Origin of the sequence: Neobacillus sp. PS2-9 (assembly GCF_030915525.1) — a bacterium.
Taxonomy (GTDB): Bacteria; Bacillota; Bacilli; order Bacillales; family Cytobacillaceae; genus Neobacillus.
Window position 1 is genome coordinate 1,856,250 of sequence record NZ_CP133269.1, and the last position, 20,241, is coordinate 1,876,490.

At 37.6% G+C, this 20,241-nt stretch carries 23 protein-coding genes; 22 read left to right on the top strand and 1 reads right to left on the bottom strand.

Translation table 11 applies throughout. The annotated features are described in order from the left end of the window. Positions 1 to 5: 5 nt before the first annotated feature. The 4 genes from RCG25_RS09265 (at position 6) to RCG25_RS09280 (ending at position 3,058) form a co-directional block, all read left to right on the top strand. Positions 6 to 782 (top strand): menaquinol-cytochrome c reductase cytochrome b/c subunit, encoded by a 777-nt coding sequence (locus RCG25_RS09265; RefSeq protein ID WP_308083388.1) that lies wholly within the window; start codon positions 6 to 8, stop codon positions 780 to 782. Between the two features lie 82 nt (positions 783 to 864). Next, a complete protein-coding gene (locus RCG25_RS09270) occupies positions 865 to 1,458 on the top strand; it encodes a lipoprotein heptaprenylglyceryl N-acetyltransferase LhaT (RefSeq protein WP_308083389.1) in 594 nt (197 codons plus the stop codon). Between the two features lie 72 nt (positions 1,459 to 1,530). Beyond that, complete coding sequence (gene ypjB / locus RCG25_RS09275) at positions 1,531 to 2,319, top strand: sporulation protein YpjB (protein ID WP_308084138.1); 789 nt, start codon at positions 1,531 to 1,533, stop codon at positions 2,317 to 2,319. A gap of 58 nt (positions 2,320 to 2,377) precedes the next feature. Beyond that, a complete protein-coding gene (locus RCG25_RS09280; protein ID WP_308083390.1) occupies positions 2,378 to 3,058 on the top strand; it encodes a zinc metallopeptidase in 681 nt (226 codons plus the stop codon). Positions 3,059 to 3,093: 35 nt separating this feature from the next. Here the strand turns inward: RCG25_RS09280 and RCG25_RS09285 are convergent, their stop codons facing one another. After that, positions 3,094 to 3,966, bottom strand: coding sequence for a YitT family protein (locus tag RCG25_RS09285; protein ID WP_308083391.1), 873 nt, complete (start codon positions 3,964 to 3,966; stop codon positions 3,094 to 3,096). A gap of 203 nt (positions 3,967 to 4,169) precedes the next feature. Between RCG25_RS09285 and RCG25_RS09290 the strand changes: the two genes are divergently transcribed. From RCG25_RS09290 to RCG25_RS09375, 18 genes are all read left to right on the top strand, one after another. Further along, a complete protein-coding gene (locus RCG25_RS09290) occupies positions 4,170 to 4,511 on the top strand; it encodes a nucleotide pyrophosphohydrolase (RefSeq protein WP_308083392.1) in 342 nt (113 codons plus the stop codon). A gap of 5 nt (positions 4,512 to 4,516) precedes the next feature. Further along, the gene (gene dapB / locus RCG25_RS09295; protein WP_308083393.1) at positions 4,517 to 5,320 is read left to right on the top strand and encodes a 4-hydroxy-tetrahydrodipicolinate reductase; all 804 of its coding nucleotides are present in this window, start codon (positions 4,517 to 4,519) and stop codon (positions 5,318 to 5,320) included. A 9-nt stretch (positions 5,321 to 5,329) separates the two neighbouring features. Beyond that, a complete protein-coding gene (gene mgsA / locus RCG25_RS09300; RefSeq protein WP_308083394.1) occupies positions 5,330 to 5,749 on the top strand; it encodes a methylglyoxal synthase in 420 nt (139 codons plus the stop codon). Next, a complete protein-coding gene (gene bshB1 / locus RCG25_RS09305) occupies positions 5,739 to 6,449 on the top strand; it encodes a bacillithiol biosynthesis deacetylase BshB1 (RefSeq protein WP_308083395.1) in 711 nt (236 codons plus the stop codon). Before mgsA ends, bshB1 begins: the two co-directional genes overlap by 11 nt. A gap of 5 nt (positions 6,450 to 6,454) precedes the next feature. After that, positions 6,455 to 7,579 (top strand): N-acetyl-alpha-D-glucosaminyl L-malate synthase BshA, encoded by a 1,125-nt coding sequence (bshA, locus tag RCG25_RS09310; RefSeq protein WP_308083396.1) that lies wholly within the window; start codon positions 6,455 to 6,457, stop codon positions 7,577 to 7,579. Between the two features lie 10 nt (positions 7,580 to 7,589). Then, positions 7,590 to 8,789, top strand: coding sequence for a CCA tRNA nucleotidyltransferase (locus RCG25_RS09315; protein WP_308083397.1), 1,200 nt, complete (start codon positions 7,590 to 7,592; stop codon positions 8,787 to 8,789). Then, the gene (locus RCG25_RS09320) at positions 8,774 to 9,751 is read left to right on the top strand and encodes a biotin--[acetyl-CoA-carboxylase] ligase (protein ID WP_308083398.1); all 978 of its coding nucleotides are present in this window, start codon (positions 8,774 to 8,776) and stop codon (positions 9,749 to 9,751) included. Before RCG25_RS09315 ends, RCG25_RS09320 begins: the two co-directional genes overlap by 16 nt. 256 nt (positions 9,752 to 10,007) lie before the next feature. Continuing rightward, positions 10,008 to 10,844 (top strand): 3-methyl-2-oxobutanoate hydroxymethyltransferase, encoded by an 837-nt coding sequence (gene panB / locus RCG25_RS09325; RefSeq protein WP_308084139.1) that lies wholly within the window; start codon positions 10,008 to 10,010, stop codon positions 10,842 to 10,844. Further along, positions 10,841 to 11,692, top strand: a complete 852-nt coding sequence (gene panC / locus RCG25_RS09330; RefSeq protein WP_308083399.1) for a pantoate--beta-alanine ligase — start codon at positions 10,841 to 10,843, stop codon at positions 11,690 to 11,692. Before panB ends, panC begins: the two co-directional genes overlap by 4 nt. 29 nt (positions 11,693 to 11,721) lie before the next feature. Then, positions 11,722 to 12,105: an aspartate 1-decarboxylase gene (gene panD / locus RCG25_RS09335; protein ID WP_308083400.1), complete on the top strand. Its 384-nt coding sequence runs from the start codon at positions 11,722 to 11,724 to the stop codon at positions 12,103 to 12,105. Positions 12,106 to 12,248: 143 nt separating this feature from the next. Next, positions 12,249 to 15,050, top strand: a complete 2,802-nt coding sequence (dinG, locus tag RCG25_RS09340) for an ATP-dependent DNA helicase DinG (protein WP_308083401.1) — start codon at positions 12,249 to 12,251, stop codon at positions 15,048 to 15,050. Between the two features lie 76 nt (positions 15,051 to 15,126). Next, the gene (locus RCG25_RS09345) at positions 15,127 to 15,966 is read left to right on the top strand and encodes a ComEC/Rec2 family competence protein (RefSeq protein WP_308083402.1); all 840 of its coding nucleotides are present in this window, start codon (positions 15,127 to 15,129) and stop codon (positions 15,964 to 15,966) included. Between the two features lie 121 nt (positions 15,967 to 16,087). After that, entirely contained in the window at positions 16,088 to 16,258 is a 171-nt protein-coding gene (locus tag RCG25_RS09350) for a YpmA family protein (protein WP_308083403.1), read from the top strand. A 15-nt stretch (positions 16,259 to 16,273) separates the two neighbouring features. Next, positions 16,274 to 16,747 carry a cell wall elongation regulator TseB-like domain-containing protein gene (locus tag RCG25_RS09355; protein ID WP_308083404.1) on the top strand — a complete coding sequence of 158 codons (474 nt, stop codon included), beginning with the start codon at positions 16,274 to 16,276 and terminating at the stop codon, positions 16,745 to 16,747. A gap of 29 nt (positions 16,748 to 16,776) precedes the next feature. Beyond that, positions 16,777 to 17,964 (top strand): pyridoxal phosphate-dependent aminotransferase, encoded by a 1,188-nt coding sequence (locus tag RCG25_RS09360; protein WP_308084140.1) that lies wholly within the window; start codon positions 16,777 to 16,779, stop codon positions 17,962 to 17,964. Positions 17,965 to 18,105: 141 nt separating this feature from the next. Continuing rightward, a complete protein-coding gene (locus tag RCG25_RS09365; RefSeq protein WP_308083405.1) occupies positions 18,106 to 18,804 on the top strand; it encodes a DnaD domain-containing protein in 699 nt (232 codons plus the stop codon). A gap of 256 nt (positions 18,805 to 19,060) precedes the next feature. Next, positions 19,061 to 19,723 (top strand): endonuclease III, encoded by a 663-nt coding sequence (gene nth / locus RCG25_RS09370; protein WP_308083406.1) that lies wholly within the window; start codon positions 19,061 to 19,063, stop codon positions 19,721 to 19,723. Next, positions 19,716 to 20,075 carry a YpoC family protein gene (locus RCG25_RS09375; RefSeq protein WP_308083407.1) on the top strand — a complete coding sequence of 120 codons (360 nt, stop codon included), beginning with the start codon at positions 19,716 to 19,718 and terminating at the stop codon, positions 20,073 to 20,075. The genes nth and RCG25_RS09375 overlap by 8 nt, the downstream gene beginning before the upstream one ends. Positions 20,076 to 20,241 lie beyond the last annotated feature (166 nt).

The window sequence follows — 20,241 nt, forward strand, 5'->3', positions numbered from 1 at the left end:
TCTCGATGCATAAAGGTAAAGGTATGAAGTTCGTAGGCGATTCTCGTGTGTTAGCACCTGAAGCACGTAAACAGATGCTTCCTAAAGATTATTCAGAATACCCTGGTAAAACAGAGGCATTCTGGCCGAACTTCCTTTTGAAAGAATGGATGGTAGGAGCTGTATTTCTAGTCGGGTATTTATGCTTAACAGTAGCACATCCAGCTCCGCTTGAAAGGATTGCTGATCCAACTGATACAGGATATATTCCATTACCAGACTGGTATTTCTTGTTCTTGTACCAATTATTAAAATACTCATTTGCATCTGGTCCATATACAGTTATTGGTGCAATGATTATGCCTGGACTTGCTTTTGGAGGACTTTTATTGGCACCGTTCCTTGATCGTGGACCGGAACGCCGCCCAACAAAGCGTCCACTTGCTACTGGATTCATGTTATTGGCGCTAGCTTCCATCGTGTTTTTAACTTGGGAATCTGTTGCTACTCATGACTGGGCTGCTGCAGAACGTCAAGGTAAGATTGTTCCTAAAGTGGAAATCGATAAGTCAAGTGAAGGCTACCAAATTGCTAGTAAAAACACTTGTATAACTTGTCATGGTGAAAATCTACAAGGTGGTGCTGGTGCACCAACTCTTATTGGAACTGGTTTATCAGCTGATGAAGTAGCGAAGATTGCTAAGCAAGGAAAAGGCGGAAAAATGCCTCCAGGTATCTTTAAAGGTACTGATGAAGAGTTAAAGAAACTTTCAGAATTTATTTCTGGATTAGGTAAAGAATAAGTAAATTCAGAAAAGCTGACGGGGAATCGTCAGCTTTTTTATTACAATTGCTACAAAATAGAAATTGAAAAGGGGAGATTTTGTGCGTTGGGTTTATCCTCTCTTGGCAAATCGTTCAATCCTTCAAATCTTGCTTTTAATTAATATAGCAGGAACCATATATGGATATTATTGGTACGGGTGGCAACTTAAGGAGACACCAGCCATTTTTCTTTTATTTGTACCCGACAGTCCAACTGCAAGTTTATTTTTTGTGTTTGTCCTTATTGCTTTTTTATTAAAGAAAAATTGGCCGATAATAGAAGCTTTAGCAATTGTTACACTTTTTAAGTACGGGATTTGGGCAGTTGTCATGAATATTTTAGTTTACTTTGTTCAAGGAGAATTAGATTGGATTGGCTATATGCTAATTTTCTCTCATTTTGCGATGGCAGTTCAAGGACTATTATATGCGCCTTTTTACCGCTTTAGATGGTGGCATTTAATTGTTACGGCTATTTGGACTTTACATAATGATGTCATTGATTACGTATTTTTCATGTTGCCTAGTTATCATATGCTCAATCGCTTCACTCCACAGATTGGATACTTCACTTTTTGGCTCTCAATCGTTTCAATAGGGCTTGCATATTATTTTGTCATTCGACCTGAAAGATTCAAGCTTGAAATAAAATAACCAAACATGGTCTAACCTTGTCCAGCTTTTCATACATTTTAATAGTGATGAAAGGGGGGACAAGGATTGAAAATGAAATGGTTACTTATATTTGCAATTGTCATTATGCTCACTCCCATAACTGTACATGCCGAACAGCAATCGCCAATGGAGAAGCTGGATGATATCTCTGATGAGGCTCTCCAAATGGTGAAGTTTCATAGATATGAGGATGCAAAAAAATTACTTGATTACTTTTCCGATCAGTTTATAAGTATTACTGGAACAGAAAAGCCTTTAACGATGGACGAGGTTAGGATTGTTAACACCTCCCATGATGAAGCGATGGAAGCCGCTGTTAGTCCCAATATGAAATATGAGGAAAGATTAAATAAACTAACAAAATTCCGTCTTGTCATTGATGCAATCGCAACTAGTCATCAACCCTTATGGACAGAAATGGAAGAACCAATCATGACTGCGTTTCACCAAGCGAAGGATGCAGCAATAAATGGTGATACGGCCCATTTTCACTCAAATTTTAATACTTTCTTATCATTATATAATGTCATATATCCAAGTATGAAAATCGATGTGTCAGTAGAAAATATACAAAGATTAGATGCCCGAATTGATTTTATTAATGAGTATCGTTCCCAGGTTATAACTAATACAGACAGCCAACAAGAGCTGACTGCACTTGATACAGATTTGAAAAATCTTTTTGCAAACATGGAAGAAGATGAAGCAGATCCATCACTATGGTGGGTCATTATTTCAACAGGCAGTATTATTATCATGACATTGTCTTATGTAGGTTGGCGTAAGTATCAGGGTGATAAAAATATGAAGAAAAACCGCTCAAGAGACCTAAAAGATTGACGCATCTAATCGGCTTTACTAAAATGAATAGCATCAAGAGCTGATTGGGAGGATCAATATGTTATACCTTGTTTACTTTGCAGTTATTATTCTTATTCCACTCTGGGCCCAATTTAAAGTTAAAAATACCTTTTCAAAATATTCTCGAGTTCCCTCTTCAACCTATGTTAGAGGGGCCGAAGTTGCCAGACAAATATTAAATTCTAATGGTCTCTTCAATGTATCAGTTGAAGAGGGCAGAGGTTTTTTAAGCGATCACTATGACCCAAGGACGAAGACCGTGCGTCTATCGCCTGAAAATTATCATGGTCACTCTATTGCTGCAGCTGCAGTGGCCGCACACGAATGCGGACACGCCATCCAAGACTCTGAGGGTTATGCCTTTCTACGCTTTCGACATGCGTTAGTTCCTGTTGCCAATATAGGATCAAATTTTTCTTGGATTCTGATTATGATTGGAATATTTGCCCACCTGAGTGGGATGCTTTTACTTGGAATTATTTTTATGGCAGTAGCCGTTCTTTTTCAAGTTATCACCCTACCTGTTGAATTTAATGCTTCGAACAGGGCGATGGATCAAGTAGTTTCTTTAGGCTTAGTAGGGAATGGCGAAGAAAGGGAAGCAAAAAAAGTTTTAAATGCAGCAGCTTTAACTTATGTAGCTGCAGCTGCTGTTGCTGTACTTGAATTATTAAGACTGGTACTTATCTTCACGGGTATGAATAGAAGTGATGATTAATACAATAGAAAAGGCTGACTCCTGTCAGCCTTTTTTTAATCGCCTATAGGCATTTTATTTTCATCCAGTGTAAATCCTTCTCCGTGAACATCATGAACGACCGAAATTGAAATAAATGCGTGTGGATCAACCGAAGTAATTAAATTTTTAAGGCGGATTAACTCATTTTTAGCTACCACACAATATAAAACATCACGTTCGTTTTTAGTATAAGAACCGTAACCTTTAAGAGCAGTAACTCCTCGATCCATTTCCTCCATAATTTTTTTGGAAATTTGTTCGTTTTTTTCAGAGATAATCATGGCTCCTCTAGCAGAGTACGCCCCTTCTTGCATGAAATCAATGACCCTTGCTCCCACAAAAACAGCGACTAACGTATACATAGCTTCTTTATAATTTAAGTATGTAATTAATGAGAGGGTAATGACACATGCATCAAAAAGGAACATCGTTTTGCCCATGCCCCAACCAAAAAACTTTTGAGCAAGCCTAGCTATTATATCAACTCCACCAGTGGTACCTCCAAAACGAAAAATGATTCCTAAGCCAATCCCAGCGAAAACACCTGCAAATAAGGCAGCTAACGTTAAATCACTCTTGAGGGGCATTTCTACAGGATTGCGTTGAAGTATCCATAGAAAAATGGAAACGCCAACGGTTCCGATGATTGTATATAAGAAAGCATTTCTTCCTAGCATCTTCCAACCGATAAAAAATAGGGGGATATTCAGTATTAGGTTTGTATAGGATGGATTCCAGCCAAACAAGAAGTAAAGCAATAGTGTTATTCCGGTGAAACCGCCTTCAGCAAGTTTATTTTGCATATTAAAATTAACTAGGCCGAATGAAAAAATGGCAGCGCCTAATAAAATGAAAAAAATATTTTTTATTTTAAGACCAAAAATCATGATCATGCCTCCTCTTCCATATATTTCTCTCTTAGGGCGGTTCTTATTATAGCGAATTAATATGGTTAGAGCAATGCGAAGGCGAAAAGTACCTGTTACGAACGAAAACATTTGTAAATCAGCCTTAATTTAGCTAACATAAAAAAAGATATATATAGTAACTAAGTAAGATTTACTAGTGTTTTGGAAAGAGGTGAAACTAAATGGCCGCAAAGTCAATGAAGGAACTTCAAAAAGAGGTTGATACATACATTGGGCAATTTAAGGAAGGTTATTTTAGTCCTCTGGCTATGCTTGCTAGACTAACTGAAGAGTTAGGAGAGTTAGCTAGAGAAATAAATCATTACTATGGTGAGAAACCAAAAAAATCAAGTGAAACTGAAAAGGCGATAGAGGAAGAGCTTGGCGATCTTCTTTTTGTAATCATCTGTTTAGCTAATTCCTTACATATCGATTTAGAAGAGGCTCATGATATGGTCATGCACAAATTCAATTCAAGGGACAAGGACCGCTGGACAAAAATTAATCAGGATAATAGGGAGTGAAGAAGATGAGTAAAGTTAAGATAATTATTGCTGGCCCCCGTGGACGGATGGGGAGTGAGGCTGTAAAGCTTGTAACAAATACAGAACAGTTTGAACTAGTAGCGGTACTTGATCATAAATTTGATGGAATGATGCTTAGTGATATTGAGGGGTTTCAATCCATTTCAAGTGTCCCCGTGTATATTGACATTGTGAAATGTCTGGAAACCATAGAAGCAGATGTGTTAATTGATTTAACCACTCCAGAGGTTGGTATGTACCATGCCAAAACAGCACTAGAATATAATGTCCGCCCAGTCGTGGGTACAACAGGTTTTTCCAAAGGGAATTTAGATGAATTACAGCAAATTTGTGAAGAAAAGAAATTAGGTTGTATTATCGCACCAAATTTTGCAATCGGTGCAGTTTTAATGATGAAGTTTTCGCAGATGGCTGCTAAATACTTTAACGATGTCGAAATTATTGAAATGCATCATGACCAAAAACTTGATGCCCCCTCTGGTACGGCAGTAAAAACAGCTGAGATGATCTCTGCTGTAAGAGCAGCAAAGAGACAGGGACATCCCAATGAAAAGGAAACACTACCTGGTGCACGCGGTGCAGAATTTGATGGGATGCACGTGCACTCTGTACGATTGCCTGGATTGGTTGCACATCAGCAGGTTTTATTTGGTTCAGATGGTCAGACATTAACCATTCGCCATGACTCTTACAACCGCAGCTCATTTATGTCAGGTGTAAAGGTAGCGGTAGAGTCAGTCATGAAGAATTCGTCCTTTGTATATGGACTTGAAAATATTTTAGAATAGAGGTGAATTATGAATATTTCATTAATAGCGCATGATAATAAAAAAAATGATTTAGTACAATTTGTCACGGCATACCAAGAGATTTTTGGGAAACACACTTTATTCGCTACTGGAACCACTGGATTAAGAATTAGCGAGGCCACTGGCCTACATGTAACACGTTTTCAATCTGGTCCGCTTGGTGGTGATCAGGAAATCGGTGCATTGATTGCAAAAAATAAAATGGATGCCATCTTTTTCTTTCGTGATCCACTAACAGCTCAGCCACACGAACCGGATGTGACGGCTCTCGTTAGATTATGTGATGTGTATTCTATCCCTCTAGCAACTAACATGGGTACGGCTGAATTACTGATTAGAGGATTGGAGCTAGGGTTAATCGATTGGAGAAATATTGTAAAAAAGACTGGTGACGAAAATGAAGAGTGAACATTTACACATCCTTGCTTTTGGGGCCCATGCCGATGATGTAGAAATTGGCATGGCCGGTACCCTTTCGAAGTTTTCTTCAGAAGGAATAAGGGTAGGAATTTGCGATTTGACGGATGCTGATCTTTCTTCTAATGGGAACGTTCAATTAAGAAAAGAAGAAGCAGCTCGTGCAGCAGAGATTTTAGGAGTATCCTACAGAGCTTCCCTTGCAATGCCTGACCGAGGATTATTCTTAAATGAAGACTACATAAAAGAAATAGTAAATGTCATAAGAACACATAAGCCCAAGATTGTATTTGCACCCTATTTTGAAGATCGTCATCCAGATCATGGTAATTGTTCCCGTCTTGTAGAGGAGGCGGTTTTTTCTGCAGGGATAAAAAAATATCATACAGGTATAGAGATGGAGCCACATCGAGTAGAAAAAGTATATTTCTATATGATTAATGGGTTTCATAAGCCTGACTTTACTATTGATATTTCTCCATTCATTGATAAAAAACTTTCTGCCTTACGTGCTTACCGGAGCCAGTTTGAACAGAGTGATCAAAGTATTGAAACCCCATTGGTAAATGGATATATTGAAACGGTGGAAGCAAGAGAAAGAATGTTTGGGAAATTGGTCGGTGTAAGCTATGCAGAAGGATTTAAAACAAAAGTACCAGTACTCTTGGATCGTGATTTGATAGGAGATTAACCACAATGAAACTTAAAATAGGTATTACTTGTTATCCAACTGTTGGAGGATCGGGAGTAGTAGCAACAGAGTTGGGTAAGATGCTTGCAGAAAGTGGACATGAAATTCATTTCATTTCTTCGAGCATGCCGTTTCGGCTAAACAAAATGTATCACAATATTTATTACCATCAAGTTGAAGTAAATCAGTATTCAGTTTTTCAATACCCACCATATGATATTGCTTTAGCTAGTAAAATGGCGGAGGTTGCAAATCGAGAAAAACTAGATGTTCTTCATGTCCATTACGCAATCCCACATGCTGTTTGTGCTATACTAGCCAAACAAATGAGTAATCGAGATATTAAGATTGTCACCACCTTACATGGGACGGATATTACTGTGCTGGGTTATGACCCATCCTTAACAGATGCGATTAAATTTGGAATTGAAAAATCTGATGCTGTGACTGCGGTATCGAACGCACTAGTGAATCAAACGTATGAACTTATTCATCCGGATAAACAAATCGAAACGGTTTATAATTTTATTGATGAACGAATTTACAAAAAGACTGATTCCTCATCATTGAAAGCTGAATTTGAAATAAAAGAGAACGAAAAGGTCATTATCCATGTTTCGAACTTCCGAGCAGTTAAAAGAGTTCAGGATGTCGTGAAAACTTTTGCGAAAATATCTGCAGTCATGCCTGCTAAACTATTATTAGTCGGTGATGGTCCTGAAATATCCATCGTGTGTAAACTTGTTAAACAGCTTGCACTGGAAGATCAAGTGATTTTTCTTGGAAAACAAGAGAATCTTGAGGAATTGTATTCCATTAGTGATTTGAAACTATTGTTGTCTGAAAAGGAAAGCTTCGGGCTCGTGGCTTTAGAGGCCATGGCTTGTGGGGTGCCTTGCATTGGTACGAATGTGGGTGGAATACCAGAAGTAATTCAACAAGGTCAAAACGGATTTATATGTGAGGTAGGAGATATAGAGGATATTTCCACTAAAGCCATTTCATTGTTAAGTGATCCTCGACTTCATCTTGATTTTTCTAATCGCGCCATGGAAACAGTAAAAACAAAATTTATGGCCGACAAAATTGTAGAACAATACGAACAAATATATTTTAAATTAATGAATTAAGGTGAAGTGTATGATAGAACCTTTCTTATCAGCAATTCCTGTTCTAAAAATGCTAGAAGATGCTGGTTATGAAGCCTATTTTGTGGGCGGGTCGGTTAGAGATTACCTATTAAAAAAGGAAATCAGTGATGTGGATATTGCGACATCTGCAACGCCTGAAGAGGTGAAAAGAATTTTCTCTAAGACTGTTGATATTGGAATAAAACATGGAACAGTCCTTGTTCTGTTCAATAGTGGATCGTATGAAGTAACTACGTTTCGGTCTGAAGCAGAGTATCTGGATTTTCGTAGGCCGAAAGAGGTTTCCTTTATTCGTAATCTAAAAGAAGATCTACAGAGAAGAGATTTTTCGATGAATGCGATTGCAATGGACCGGAATGGAATCTTAATGGACCCCTTTGATGGTCAGTCGGCAATAAGGAGAAAAGTAATTCAGACGGTTGGTCTTGCAGAGGAGCGGTTTCACGAGGATGCCTTAAGAATGATGAGAGCGATTCGCTTTGTAAGCCAGCTTTCCTTTACAATTGAACAGGAAACATTAAATGCTTTAAGAAAACATACACATTTACTTGAACATATTGCGATTGAACGGAAGAGAGTAGAATTTGAGAAACTGTTATCTGGGAAAAGTCGGAAAGAAGCTTTTCAACTTTTGCTCGCTACTGATTTGTATGCCTACTTGCCAGGAATGAACAATAATAAAAAGCTCTTAGAAGAGTTGGTACACTTTCAATGTGATCATTTAGGAAGGAAGGAAATGTGGTCCCTGCTAATTTATTGTTTAAAACTAGAAGGGAAAAAAGTCGAGTCATTTTTAAGAGACTGGCGTCTTCCGCTAAAAGATATTAGGGATATCCAGCTCATTGTACAATTTACGAGAATTAGACTAGAGAATGAATGGTCTCTAAGTCAGTTATTTGCTGCTGGCCGGGATGTCCTTATCTCTGTTGAAAAACTCTACCAAGTAATAACGAATAAAATCGGTGATGAGTCGGTTTGTTACTGGGTTGAACGCTATGAGAAACTTCCAATTAAAGAGCGCTCAGAAGTAACTGTAACTGGAACTGATATAATGAACTGGTTTAATAAAAGTGGCGGGCCATGGCTAAAAGAGACCATTTCTAAAATTGAGAATGCCATTTTAGAGGGAAGAGTGGTTAACGATAAACAGAAGATTAAGGAGTGGCTTATAGAGTGCAGTCGGAAATAAGAAAAGAATTGCTTGATGCCTTTACGAATGCTAGTGAAGATTTTTTATCAGGACAACAGTTAGCAGAACTAATCGGCTGCTCAAGAACTGCTGTATGGAAGCATATTGAAGAATTAAGAAAAGAAGGCTTTGAATTAGAAGCTGTCAGAAAAAAGGGATATCGCATTATTAAAACACCTGAAAAAATCACAGCAGATGAGATAAGATTGGGTTTAACGACAGAATTCATAGGTAGGAACATCCATTATGAAGAAAGTGTTGAATCTACTCAAAAGATTGCTCATCGATTGGCTGCTGAGGATGTCCCAGAAGGAACCATGATAATTGCGGAAGAACAACGCTCAGGAAAAGGGAGAATGAACCGGAAATGGCATTCACCTAAATATACTGGAATCTGGATGAGTCTCATACTTCGTCCCAATATCCAACTGACAAAAGCACCACAATTAACCCTTTTAACTGCTGTCGCAGCTGTACAGGCAATTGAAGAGATGACAGGGCTTAATCCGGAAATTAAGTGGCCTAACGATATTTTGCTAAATGGAAAAAAGATAACGGGAATATTAACAGAATTGCAGGCAGAAGCAGACCGAATTCATTCCATCATAATTGGGATTGGGATAAATGTTAATCAGAAAATAGAAGACTTTCCCGAAGATATTCAAGAAACAGCCAGCTCTCTTTTTATTGAAAAGGACGAAGTCGTCTCCCGTGCAGGTTTAATTAGAAGTTTTTCCAAGCACTTTGAAAAACTATACTTACTTTATTTAGAACAGGGCTTTTTCCCTATAAAAATACTATGGGAAAGTTATGCTATCAGTATTGGCAAGGTCTTAAAAGCAAGAACATTAACTTCTACTATTGTGGGAAGAGCATTAGGAATTACGGATGAAGGAGTATTAAAGCTGGAGGATGACACAGGTGTCATTCATCACATTTACTCGGCCGATATTGAACTATAAACAGCTGTGAGATAATACTTGCGCGAATCTAGTACTTTTTGTATGATAAACACATTGGGCAGTATCCTTCGGAACTGCACCGCTTAAGTTTTGTACTAACAATTAAAAAGGTTTCTGCCTAGATCCGTTATGCGGACCGGGACAGAGGGATGGAACATGCCAAAGAGTAACGGGATCCTCTGCCTTCAGAAGGATCTTTTTATTTGCTCTTCAAACTCGTTTTGTCGCCTCTCCCATATTTTAAGGAGGGAAAATGATGAAGCAAACAACAGATTTCTTGAAAATGAAGGAAAATAATGAAAAGATTGTCATGTTGACCGCTTATGATTATCCATCTGCTAAACAAGCGGAACAAGGGGGAGTTGACGTTATTCTAGTCGGTGATTCTCTTGGAATGGTTGTTCTTGGATATGATTCTACTATTCCTGTGACGATTGAGGACATGATTCATCACACTAAAGCTGTGAAACGAGGGGCCAAAGATACCTTTATTGTGGCTGACCTTCCGTTTTTAACCTATCATTTATCTATCAGAGATACTTTAATAAATGCCGGTAGACTCATGCAAGAAGCGGGCGCACATGCTGTTAAACTGGAAGGTGCAGATGAGGTTATTGAAAACATTATTGCATTAACCCGTGCGGGTATTCCTGTTTGTGGACATTTGGGCTTAACACCACAATCTGTTGGTGTTTTAGGCGGGTATAAAGTTCAAGGGAAAGATGCTCAGGCTGCAAGAAAACTAATGGATGATGCTAAAAAAGTGGAGGAGGCAGGTTCTTTCGCACTTGTACTTGAATGTGTTCCTAAGCAGCTTGCTGAAGAAGTTTCAAGAACCGTAGCTATTCCAGTCATTGGTATAGGGGCAGGAATGGATGTAGATGGGCAAGTACTCGTTTACCATGATATTTTGGGATACGGTGTCGAGCGAGTACCTAAATTTGTGAAACAATACCATTCTGTCAATCCATTTATGATTGAATCCATCCAAGCGTATGTATCAGATGTTAAAAAGGGACTGTTTCCGGAGGATAAGCATTCTTTCACAATGAAAGAACAGGAGCTCAAGGTTCTCTATGGAGGTAAGGAATGAAGGTCATAACAACTATTAAGGACATGCAGTCAGAAATCATGAATCAAAAGGCGTTAGCTAAGTCTATAGGCTTCGTTCCCACTATGGGGTTTCTGCATGAAGGTCATTTAACACTAATAAAGCAAGCAAGGCAAGAAAATGATATCGTCGTCTTAAGTATATTCGTTAATCCATTACAATTTGGACCAAAAGAAGATTATTCATCCTATCCGCGAGATTTCGAACGGGACCGGGCTTTAGCTGAATGTGAACAGGTGGACTTTCTTTTTTATCCATCCGTAGAGGAAATGTATCCAAGTGCCCCATCTGTCAAAGTAGTCGTTCAGGAGCGAACGGACGTCTTGTGCGGAAAATCCCGTCCAGGCCATTTCGACGGAGTTGCAACAGTGCTGACGAAGCTGTTTCACATCGTCATGCCAACGAGGGCTTATTTTGGAATAAAAGATGCTCAACAAGTTGCAGTGGTTAAGGGATTAATTGCTGATTTTAATTTTCCAATTGAGTTGATTGCGGTAGACATCGTTCGTGAAGAGGACGGGCTTGCAAAAAGCTCTCGAAATGTTAACTTATTACCTGAAGAAAGACAACAGGCACCTGTTTTATATAAAAGCCTACTAGAAGCAAAAAATGCCATTGAAACTGGAGAACGTCATTCAGAAAGGGTAATTAAACAAATCACTGAAATGATCACCAGTGAATCCAACGGCTTGATTGATTATGTTGAGATTTTATCTTATCCACAGCTAAAACCACTGGAAAAATTAGAGGGTACCATAATTGTAGCACTTGCAGTAAAATTCTCTAAGGTTCGATTAATAGACAATTCCATTATTCATATAGAAGACTAGGGTAAAGGCATCCATAGAGGAGGAATACGATGTTTCGTACCATGATGAGTGGCAAAATCCATCGGGCAACAGTTACAGAAGCCAATTTGAACTATGTTGGCAGTATTACTATTGATGAAGATATTTTAGATGCAGTTGGAATGACAGCCAATGAAAAAGTTCAAATTGTTAACAATAATAATGGTGCAAGACTTGAAACCTATATAATTCCTGGTGAAAGAGGAAGTGGTGTTATCTGTCTAAATGGTGCCGCCGCACGCCTTGTCCAGGTAGGGGATATTGTTATCATTATTTCCTATGTCCTTGTACCTGAGGAAAAGGTCAGGGTTCATACACCGAAAGTTGCGATAATGGATGAAAACAATCGCATAAAAGAACTCTTACATGCAGAACCAGCACTCACTATTATGTAGCTAAATCCCCATTTTGGGGATTTTTCTATTTAATAAATGAATAATAAAATTAAGTGGATAACTTTTAGTGTAAAGTAGAATTGTTTTCTTTTTACTAATTTTGTGATACCGTTTAATGAACGAAGGTTTGGGGTGTAAATAACATGTTAAATAAATTCGTCGTTATTGATTTGGAAACGACAGGGAATCTTCCAAAAAAGGGCGATAAGATTATACAATTTGCTGCAGTTGTCATTGAAAACGGAACGATCACAGAGCAATTCTCGTCACTTATTAATCCTCAAAAGGCCATCCCTGCTTTTATTGAAGAATTGACAGGTATAAATGATGAAATGGTGAAGGGGGCTCCCTTATTTTCTGAGATTACGGAAAAAATCCAATCATTATTGGAAGAAGCCTATTTTGTAGCTCATAATGTTTTATTTGATTTATCTTTTCTTCAAGAGGAACTCATTCAAGCTGGCAATGAGGGATTTTATGGTCCAGTACTAGATACAGTTGAAATGGCAAGAATCCTTTATCCCACTGCTGATGGGTATAAGCTTTCTGATTTAGCAGAGAAAGAGAATTTGCGTCATGACCGTCCACATCAGGCTGATAGTGATGCCCAGGTTACTGCTGAATTATTTTTGATTCTATTGAATCGGTTGACAGCACTCCCATCAATAACACTAAGGCAGATCACACACCTTTCAGGGGGATTAAAGAGTGATTTGCAACAGCTTTTAGATGAATTGTTGATAAAAAAGGATAAGAAACAAGATAAATTACCAGAAACTATTGAAATATTTCATGATATTGCCTTGAGAAAAAATCAGATTGAGTCACGAGAGATAGCGACAGAGAGTGACTTGTCTTACCCATTAACTGAAGAGGAAAAAACGGATGTCGTTAAACATGGCTTTGATGTTTTTGAGAAGAGGTCAGGCCAGTTTAAAATGATGGATACCGTTTACCAGGCTTTACAATCTCAAAGACATGCTCTGATTGAAGCCGGAACAGGTGTCGGGAAATCCCTAGGATATCTATTACCAATGGCTTATTTTACAAAAATACATAAACATCCAATTGTTGTAAGCACGCATACCATTCAACTTCAGGAACAAATTTTAAAAAAGGAAATTCCATTGTTGGCTGCTATTCTACCTTTTAGGATTCGAACTGTTCTTTTGAAGGGGAGGAACCATTATTTAAGTCTGGAAAAGTTTTATCAAACACTAATGGACGAAAATGATAATTATGATACGACCTTAACGAAGATGCAAATACTAGTTTGGCTGACTGAAACGGAAACTGGAGATAAAGATGAATTAAATCTTTCTTCTGGGGGTCTGATTTATTGGAATAAGATTAAAAACGAAACAACCGTGTATTCGCAAAATCAGCAGTGGCAAGAAAGGGATTTTTATAGTAAAGCGAAAAGAGCCGCACATGATGCAGATATCATCATTACCAATCATTCTTTATTACTAAGTGATATTAAGGGAGACGGCTCTATCCTGCCAAAGTTTGAGTATGTTGTGATTGATGAAGGTCATCATCTTGAAAAAGTGGCGGGACAATTTTTTGGTGATTCATTAGATTACTTATCCACTCGGCTGCTTGTGGGTCAATTTGGCGTTTTTGAACAAAAACAGCTATTGTATGAACTAGAGAAATTGCTTTCACAAACTAATGTTAATAAGCTAAATTTCCAAACTTCTGAAATGAATCAACTTGTAATTGATATTAATTATGAAATGGATGAGTTTTTTAAAATGATTGCTTTGTTTGCAAAAACAAAGCTTTCCAATAAAAAAGGATTTAATCGAGTGAAGGTCCGATATGCTCATTCAGACGGTGGCAAGGAAGGAAATGGGTTAAAGCATTGTGCAGAGAGATTTTCCTTTTTACTAAAGGATTTACACGCTAAAATTAGCGAACGTCTTGATTTGATTAATAACGATAGTGAATCCTTATCAAAAGAGCAGCAAAATAAAATAGAAGAAATTTATTTGTTCTTAAAAGAACTTAGTGAACTTAGAGATACCATAATGAATTGTTTTATTAAAGAATCGAAGGACGTTAAATGGATTGAGATGGATACCCGGTCACCTCAAAACGTGACAACTTTTATTGCACAGCCGGCTTCAGTGGCTGCATCACTAAAGAAGTTCTTTTTTCAAAAGAAAAAGGCAGTGATCCTAACATCTGCAACTTTAACCGTTAATAACTCATTTGATTATATGATGAAGGAAATCGGGATGGATAGCGACTCTCCTATTCAAATGACCATTCCATCACCCTTTGAATATAACAAACAAGTTCAACTATTTATTCCTGAGGATTTGCCAGAAGTTAATACCGTAACGTTAGATGACTATGTAATAGCAATAACCGAACATATTATTACCATTGCAGAAGCCACAAAAGGAAGAATGCTTATCCTTTTCACTGCATATGACATGCTTAAGAAAACCTATGAGTTGATTAAGGAAAGTGGTTTTTTAGATGAATTTGTCCTAATAGCTCAAGGGATAACGAGCGGAAGCCGTACGCGTCTTACGAGAAATTTTCAACGATATGATAAAGCAATACTTTTAGGGACGAGCAGTTTCTGGGAAGGAGTAGATATTCCTGGTGAGGATTTATCTTGCCTTGTGATTGTAAGATTGCCCTTTAGCCCACCAGATGAACCATTAACGGAGGCAAAATGTCAATTAATTGCACAGGGGGGAGGCAACCCCTTCTCAGAGTACTCTTTGCCTGAAGCCATTTTGCGATTCAAACAAGGATTTGGGAGATTGATTCGCACCGAGAATGATCGAGGAGTTATGTTTGTTTTTGACAAAAGAATTATCACCACTAAATACGGAAAGTCATTTTTACAATCTATACCTTCAGTTCCAATAAAGAAGGGAACAATTGATGAGCTTGTTTTACGGATTCAGCCTTGGTTAAAGTAGGAGAATTTGATTATAAGCATTATACAGCATAAAATTTGGAAAATTACACATTCTATTCATAATGGGAGGAATGTGTATGAGAACACTGCTCATTTTATTAGCCCTATTTATCCCTTGTACATTAATGAAGGCTGAGGAACCAATTGACAATCAAGTGGAGAACATCGATTTACACTTAAATGACCATGAAGCTGTAGTCACTTTTTTTGGTCTTTCAGAAGGTGAAGCAGTGTTGCTTCAAGCCGCAAATGGTAAAAATATATTGATCAATATGGGTGGGAAAGGAACGAGGGCAGAACTAGAAGAAGGGCTTTCTCTTTATGATGTAAAAGAAATTTCAACTCTTTTCTTAACAAATGATGATGTATCGTTAGATAAAATCAAACAGTTAATCTCTAGCTATAAAATAAAAGAAATTATCACTACTTCTGAAATCTCTGCCCAGCTAACTAATGAGTTAAAAACAATCAATCATATACCAATCTTTGCGTGGGGAGCAGGGACTAAGAAGGAAATTCTTCCTGATATGACAGCAGAAGTGGAATTTGTAGGAGAAGAATCAAATGAAGGTATGGACTTAAAATTGCAATTTTTTAACCATACTATTTTTTTGATGAGTTCCAATAGTCCGCGAGCTGAACAAGTTCTTATGAAGAAAAATTTAAGGAATATTAATGTGTTTAAGATACCCAACTGCAGTATGGAAGGACCTCTGTCAGAACAATTGATACAATATCTTAACCCTGAAATATCTATTCTATTCGAAGGGAATAATGGTATGGACACTAAAACTCTTCGTGATTTGGATGAAATTTGGTCAGAGGTCTACTCTACAAAAAAGCATGGTACTGTAACAGTTAAATTTACAGAAAATAATTATGAGGTCATTAGGATTCCAGTAAAGTTAGATGAATAATCTACCTCTAAAAAATTCAATTAATTTAATTATTATTAATAACACGGTTTCAACTTATCCTGTTATAATAGGAGAAAGATTCTTCACAAGCGGAGTTTTGGTAGGAAAAGGAGAAATATGGATGGAAAGTAAAATTGAAGTTTTGTCTACAGTGAAAATTCAGTACAGTTCTGATTTATATAAAATTGTGGATGCCTTAAATCGAACCTTAAAGCAAAAAGATCTCATGTTTGGGCTTGCTTTAGACCAAGATGATAAAAATAAAGCGATTTTTACAATATATCGTACATAAAGAAGTGAACTAAAAGTGAAAAAGTGGATTCTCTCTATTGTCATATTTTTTGTAGTCCTTATTGGGATTTTTATTAAGGTGTATTTATCTGCAATGAATCCAGTGAAGGCTGCTGAAGAAAAAGCGGTTTTACTGGCAAGTAAAAAGGCACAATTAACTGAAATACAGGATTTTCATCTTTACAATGGCTTAGAGACAGTTAATGTCATTGAGGGGAAAAATAAAAAGGGTGACAAGATTATTGTTTGGATTCCTGAAAAAAGTAAGAAGGTTTTTGTGAAAAAAGCTAAAAATGGACTCTCTAAAGAAGAGGCTGTACAAAAACTGCTGCAGGAAAAGAACCCTAAAAAGATTATATCCGTTCGCCTAGGAATGGAAAAAAATATCCCATTATGGGAAATTTATTACCGTTCTGAAAATAATTTAATAAATTATTATTATGTTCACTTTGAAACAGGTGAGTGGCTAAAGAAAATTGAAAACCTATAGAGGGATGGAGAATGGGGGAAGTATTGGTAATGGAATTAGCACAAAGGGTGTTGGCACTCACACCTTCTACAACATTAGCTATTACGGCAAAGGCAAAGGAATTAAAGGAAAAAGGTGAAGATGTCATCGGATTAGGTGCGGGGGAGCCTGATTTTAATACTCCACAGCATATTTTAGACGCTGCAGTAATCTCAATGAATGAAGGATATACGAAATATACACCTTCAGCAGGATTACCGGCGTTAAAACAGGCCATTATCAAAAAGTTTGCATCAGATCAAGGTTTAGCATATAAACCAAATGAAATTATTGTGGGCAATGGTGCAAAACATGTACTCTATACTTTATTTCAAGTACTTTTAAATGATGGTGACGAGGTAATCATCCCGACTCCCTATTGGGTTAGCTACCCTGAACAGGTTAAGTTAGCTGGTGGTGTTCCTGTTTATATTGACGGATTAGAACAAAATCAATTTAAAATTACACCTGACCAATTAAAAAATAACATTACGAGCAAAACGAAAGCTGTAATTATTAATTCCCCAAGTAATCCTACAGGAGTATTGTATACTGCTGAAGAACTTTTAGAATTAGGTAAGGTATGCCTTGAAGAAGATATTCTTATCGTTTCTGATGAGATATATGAAAAACTTGTTTATGGAAATCATAAACATGTTTCAATTGCAGAGCTTTCTTCAGAACTGAAAAAGCAGACGATTATAATCAATGGTGTTTCAAAGTCTCACTCTATGACAGGCTGGAGAATTGGTTATGCGGCAGGGAATCAGCAGATTATTGAAGCAATGACAAACTTAGCAAGTCATAGCACGTCAAACCCGACAACCACTGCCCAATATGCAGCAATTGCCGCTTATAATGGGCCACAAGAGCCGGTGGAGGAAATGAGAAAAGCCTTTGAAGATCGTTTAGAGATTATTTTTGATAAGCTAACGGCCATTCCCGGATTCACTTGTGTAAAACCACAAGGTGCATTTTACTTGTATCCAAATGTTAAAAAAGCAGCACAAATGACAGGATTTAATCATGTGGATGACTTTGTTGAAGCACTACTAGTAGAGGCAAAAGTGGCTGTCATTCCTGGTTCTGGTTTTGGAACACCTGATAATATCAGACTCTCTTATGCAACTTCATTGGAACAATTAGAAAAAGCTGTTGAAAGAATGAACCAATTTGTTATCCAGAAAACTCAATTGTAGAACCTTAGTAAATTAAATTTATTAACCTAATTTAAAAGTCTGCGTTATGCAGGCTTTTTGCTTTTCCTTTCCAAAGCTGGATACCTAATACTCTTACTAGGAAGGATTGTTCGTGGTATACTAATCAGGAGGTGTCCAAAGATGAAAACAAATATTTTAGCATGGCTTCAAGAAGGGACAATAACAGTTCCTAGCTTATTATTTTCTGAATATCGAAATCTTAATTTAAACGAAACAGAACTTGTTCTTTTATTAAATATCCTAACCTTTTTAGAAAAAGGAAACGAATTTCCTACCCCAGAAGAACTTTCCGCTCGAATGACTATTTCCATTGCTGATTGTAATGAAATGTTAAGAAGATTGATTCAAAGAGGTTTTATCGAAATCATTGATTCCTACTCAACTGATGGCATTCGTTATGAAACATACTCAGTTAATCCTCTTTGGGAGAAACTTGTTGACCAGTTCTTATTAAGCAAAAAAATGGTTAACAAACTGGACAAAAAGACTGAAGAAACAGACCTTTATACTTGCTTTGAGAAGGAATTTGGCCGCCCTCTATCACCATTTGAATGTGAATCTCTTGGTATGTGGATGGATGACGACCACCATGACCCTATCATAATAAAAGCAGCACTAAGAGAAGCCGTTATGTCCGGAAAATTAAACTTTCGATATATAGATAGAATTCTGTTTGAGTGGAAGAAAAACGGTATTCGAACCATTGACCAAGCGAAAAACCATGGACAAAAATTTAGACAAAAGCAAACACAAAAAGCAAGCATTAAGGATGAACCCCATCAGCCATCCGTACCATTTTATAACTGGTTAGAGCAATAAATTACAAACGAGAGAATCATCTCTCGTTTTTATTTGATTTTTATATTAGCTGTGTTAAAGAACATTGCTAATTTTAATACTCTGTTGATTGGAGCGGAAGGCACGAAGACTCCTGTGGGAGTACGGGTCAGGGGAGACCCCGCAGGCGCTAGCGCCGAGGAGGCTCGCCGAAACGCCCACGAACCGCTCGTGCCTGGAGCGGAAATCAACAGACAAGTTTACGAGTTATATTATTATTACAGGTTAGGTGATATCTTTGCTAAATAATACACAGATTCGTTTTTGTTTAGACCAGATGGGAGCTATGTTTCCTGACGCACATTGTGAATTAAACCATTCCAATCCTTTTGAACTGGTTATTGCTGTCGCACTTTCAGCACAATGCACAGATGTACTTGTGAACAAGGTGACAAAAGACTTATTTCAAAAATACAAAACACCAGAAGATTACTTAAAAGTCCCACTTGAAGAACTGCAGAATGATATTCGGTCTATTGGCCTTTATCGAAACAAAGCTAAGAACATACAAAGTCTATGCAAATTGGTCTTGAATGAATACGGTGGAGAAATACCAAAGGACAGAGATGAGTTAACCAAACTTCCGGGAGTGGGTAGGAAGACGGCAAACGTCGTTGTGTCAGTTGCCTATAATATCCCTGCTATTGCTGTTGATACACATGTTGAAAGAGTAAGTAAGCGTTTAGGGATCTGTCGTTGGAAGGATTCAGTTTTAGAAGTGGAAAAAACGTTAATGAAAAAAGTTCCAAAAGAGGAATGGGGCGTTACCCATCATCGGTTAATCTTTTTTGGAAGATATCATTGTAAAGCCCAAAATCCACAATGTCCAAGCTGCCCGCTGTTAGAGGTATGCAGGGAAGGAAGGAAGAGGATGAAGGGAAAGGTTGAAAACCATGGATAAACAAAGTGATGTGGCTTCTACGATTTTGAGTGAATGGAAACAAATTGAAAGACAGCTTGAAAAACTATTTTCTGAACGTGACCAAAAAAACACAAAAGAATCGATGGAAAAGGGGATCACCCTATTTCTTCATTTTTTAATGGTTTCAAATGATACTGAGTACATCGACCGTGGACCAATACCATATGAAAGTTTCCGATTTAAACCGGTAAATATTGTAGAAAGGTTGGAGTTTATCCAATCAAGACCTACTTTGTTTCATTCTTACCGTCAGTTGTCAGAACTGATGTTGGAACAACAAAAGCTTTATGCAAAGAAATTAATAAAAAAATCGTCTAAGCCATTAGCCTAGACGATTTTTTATTGGCTCTGTTAACCTTGCCTGTTGATTTCCGCTCCAGGCACTTCGCTTTCCGTGGGTGTTTCGGCGAGCCTCCTCGGCGCATGCGCCTGCGGGGTCTCCCCTGAACCATACTCCCACAGGAGTCTTCGTGCCTTCCGCTCCAATCAACAGGTTA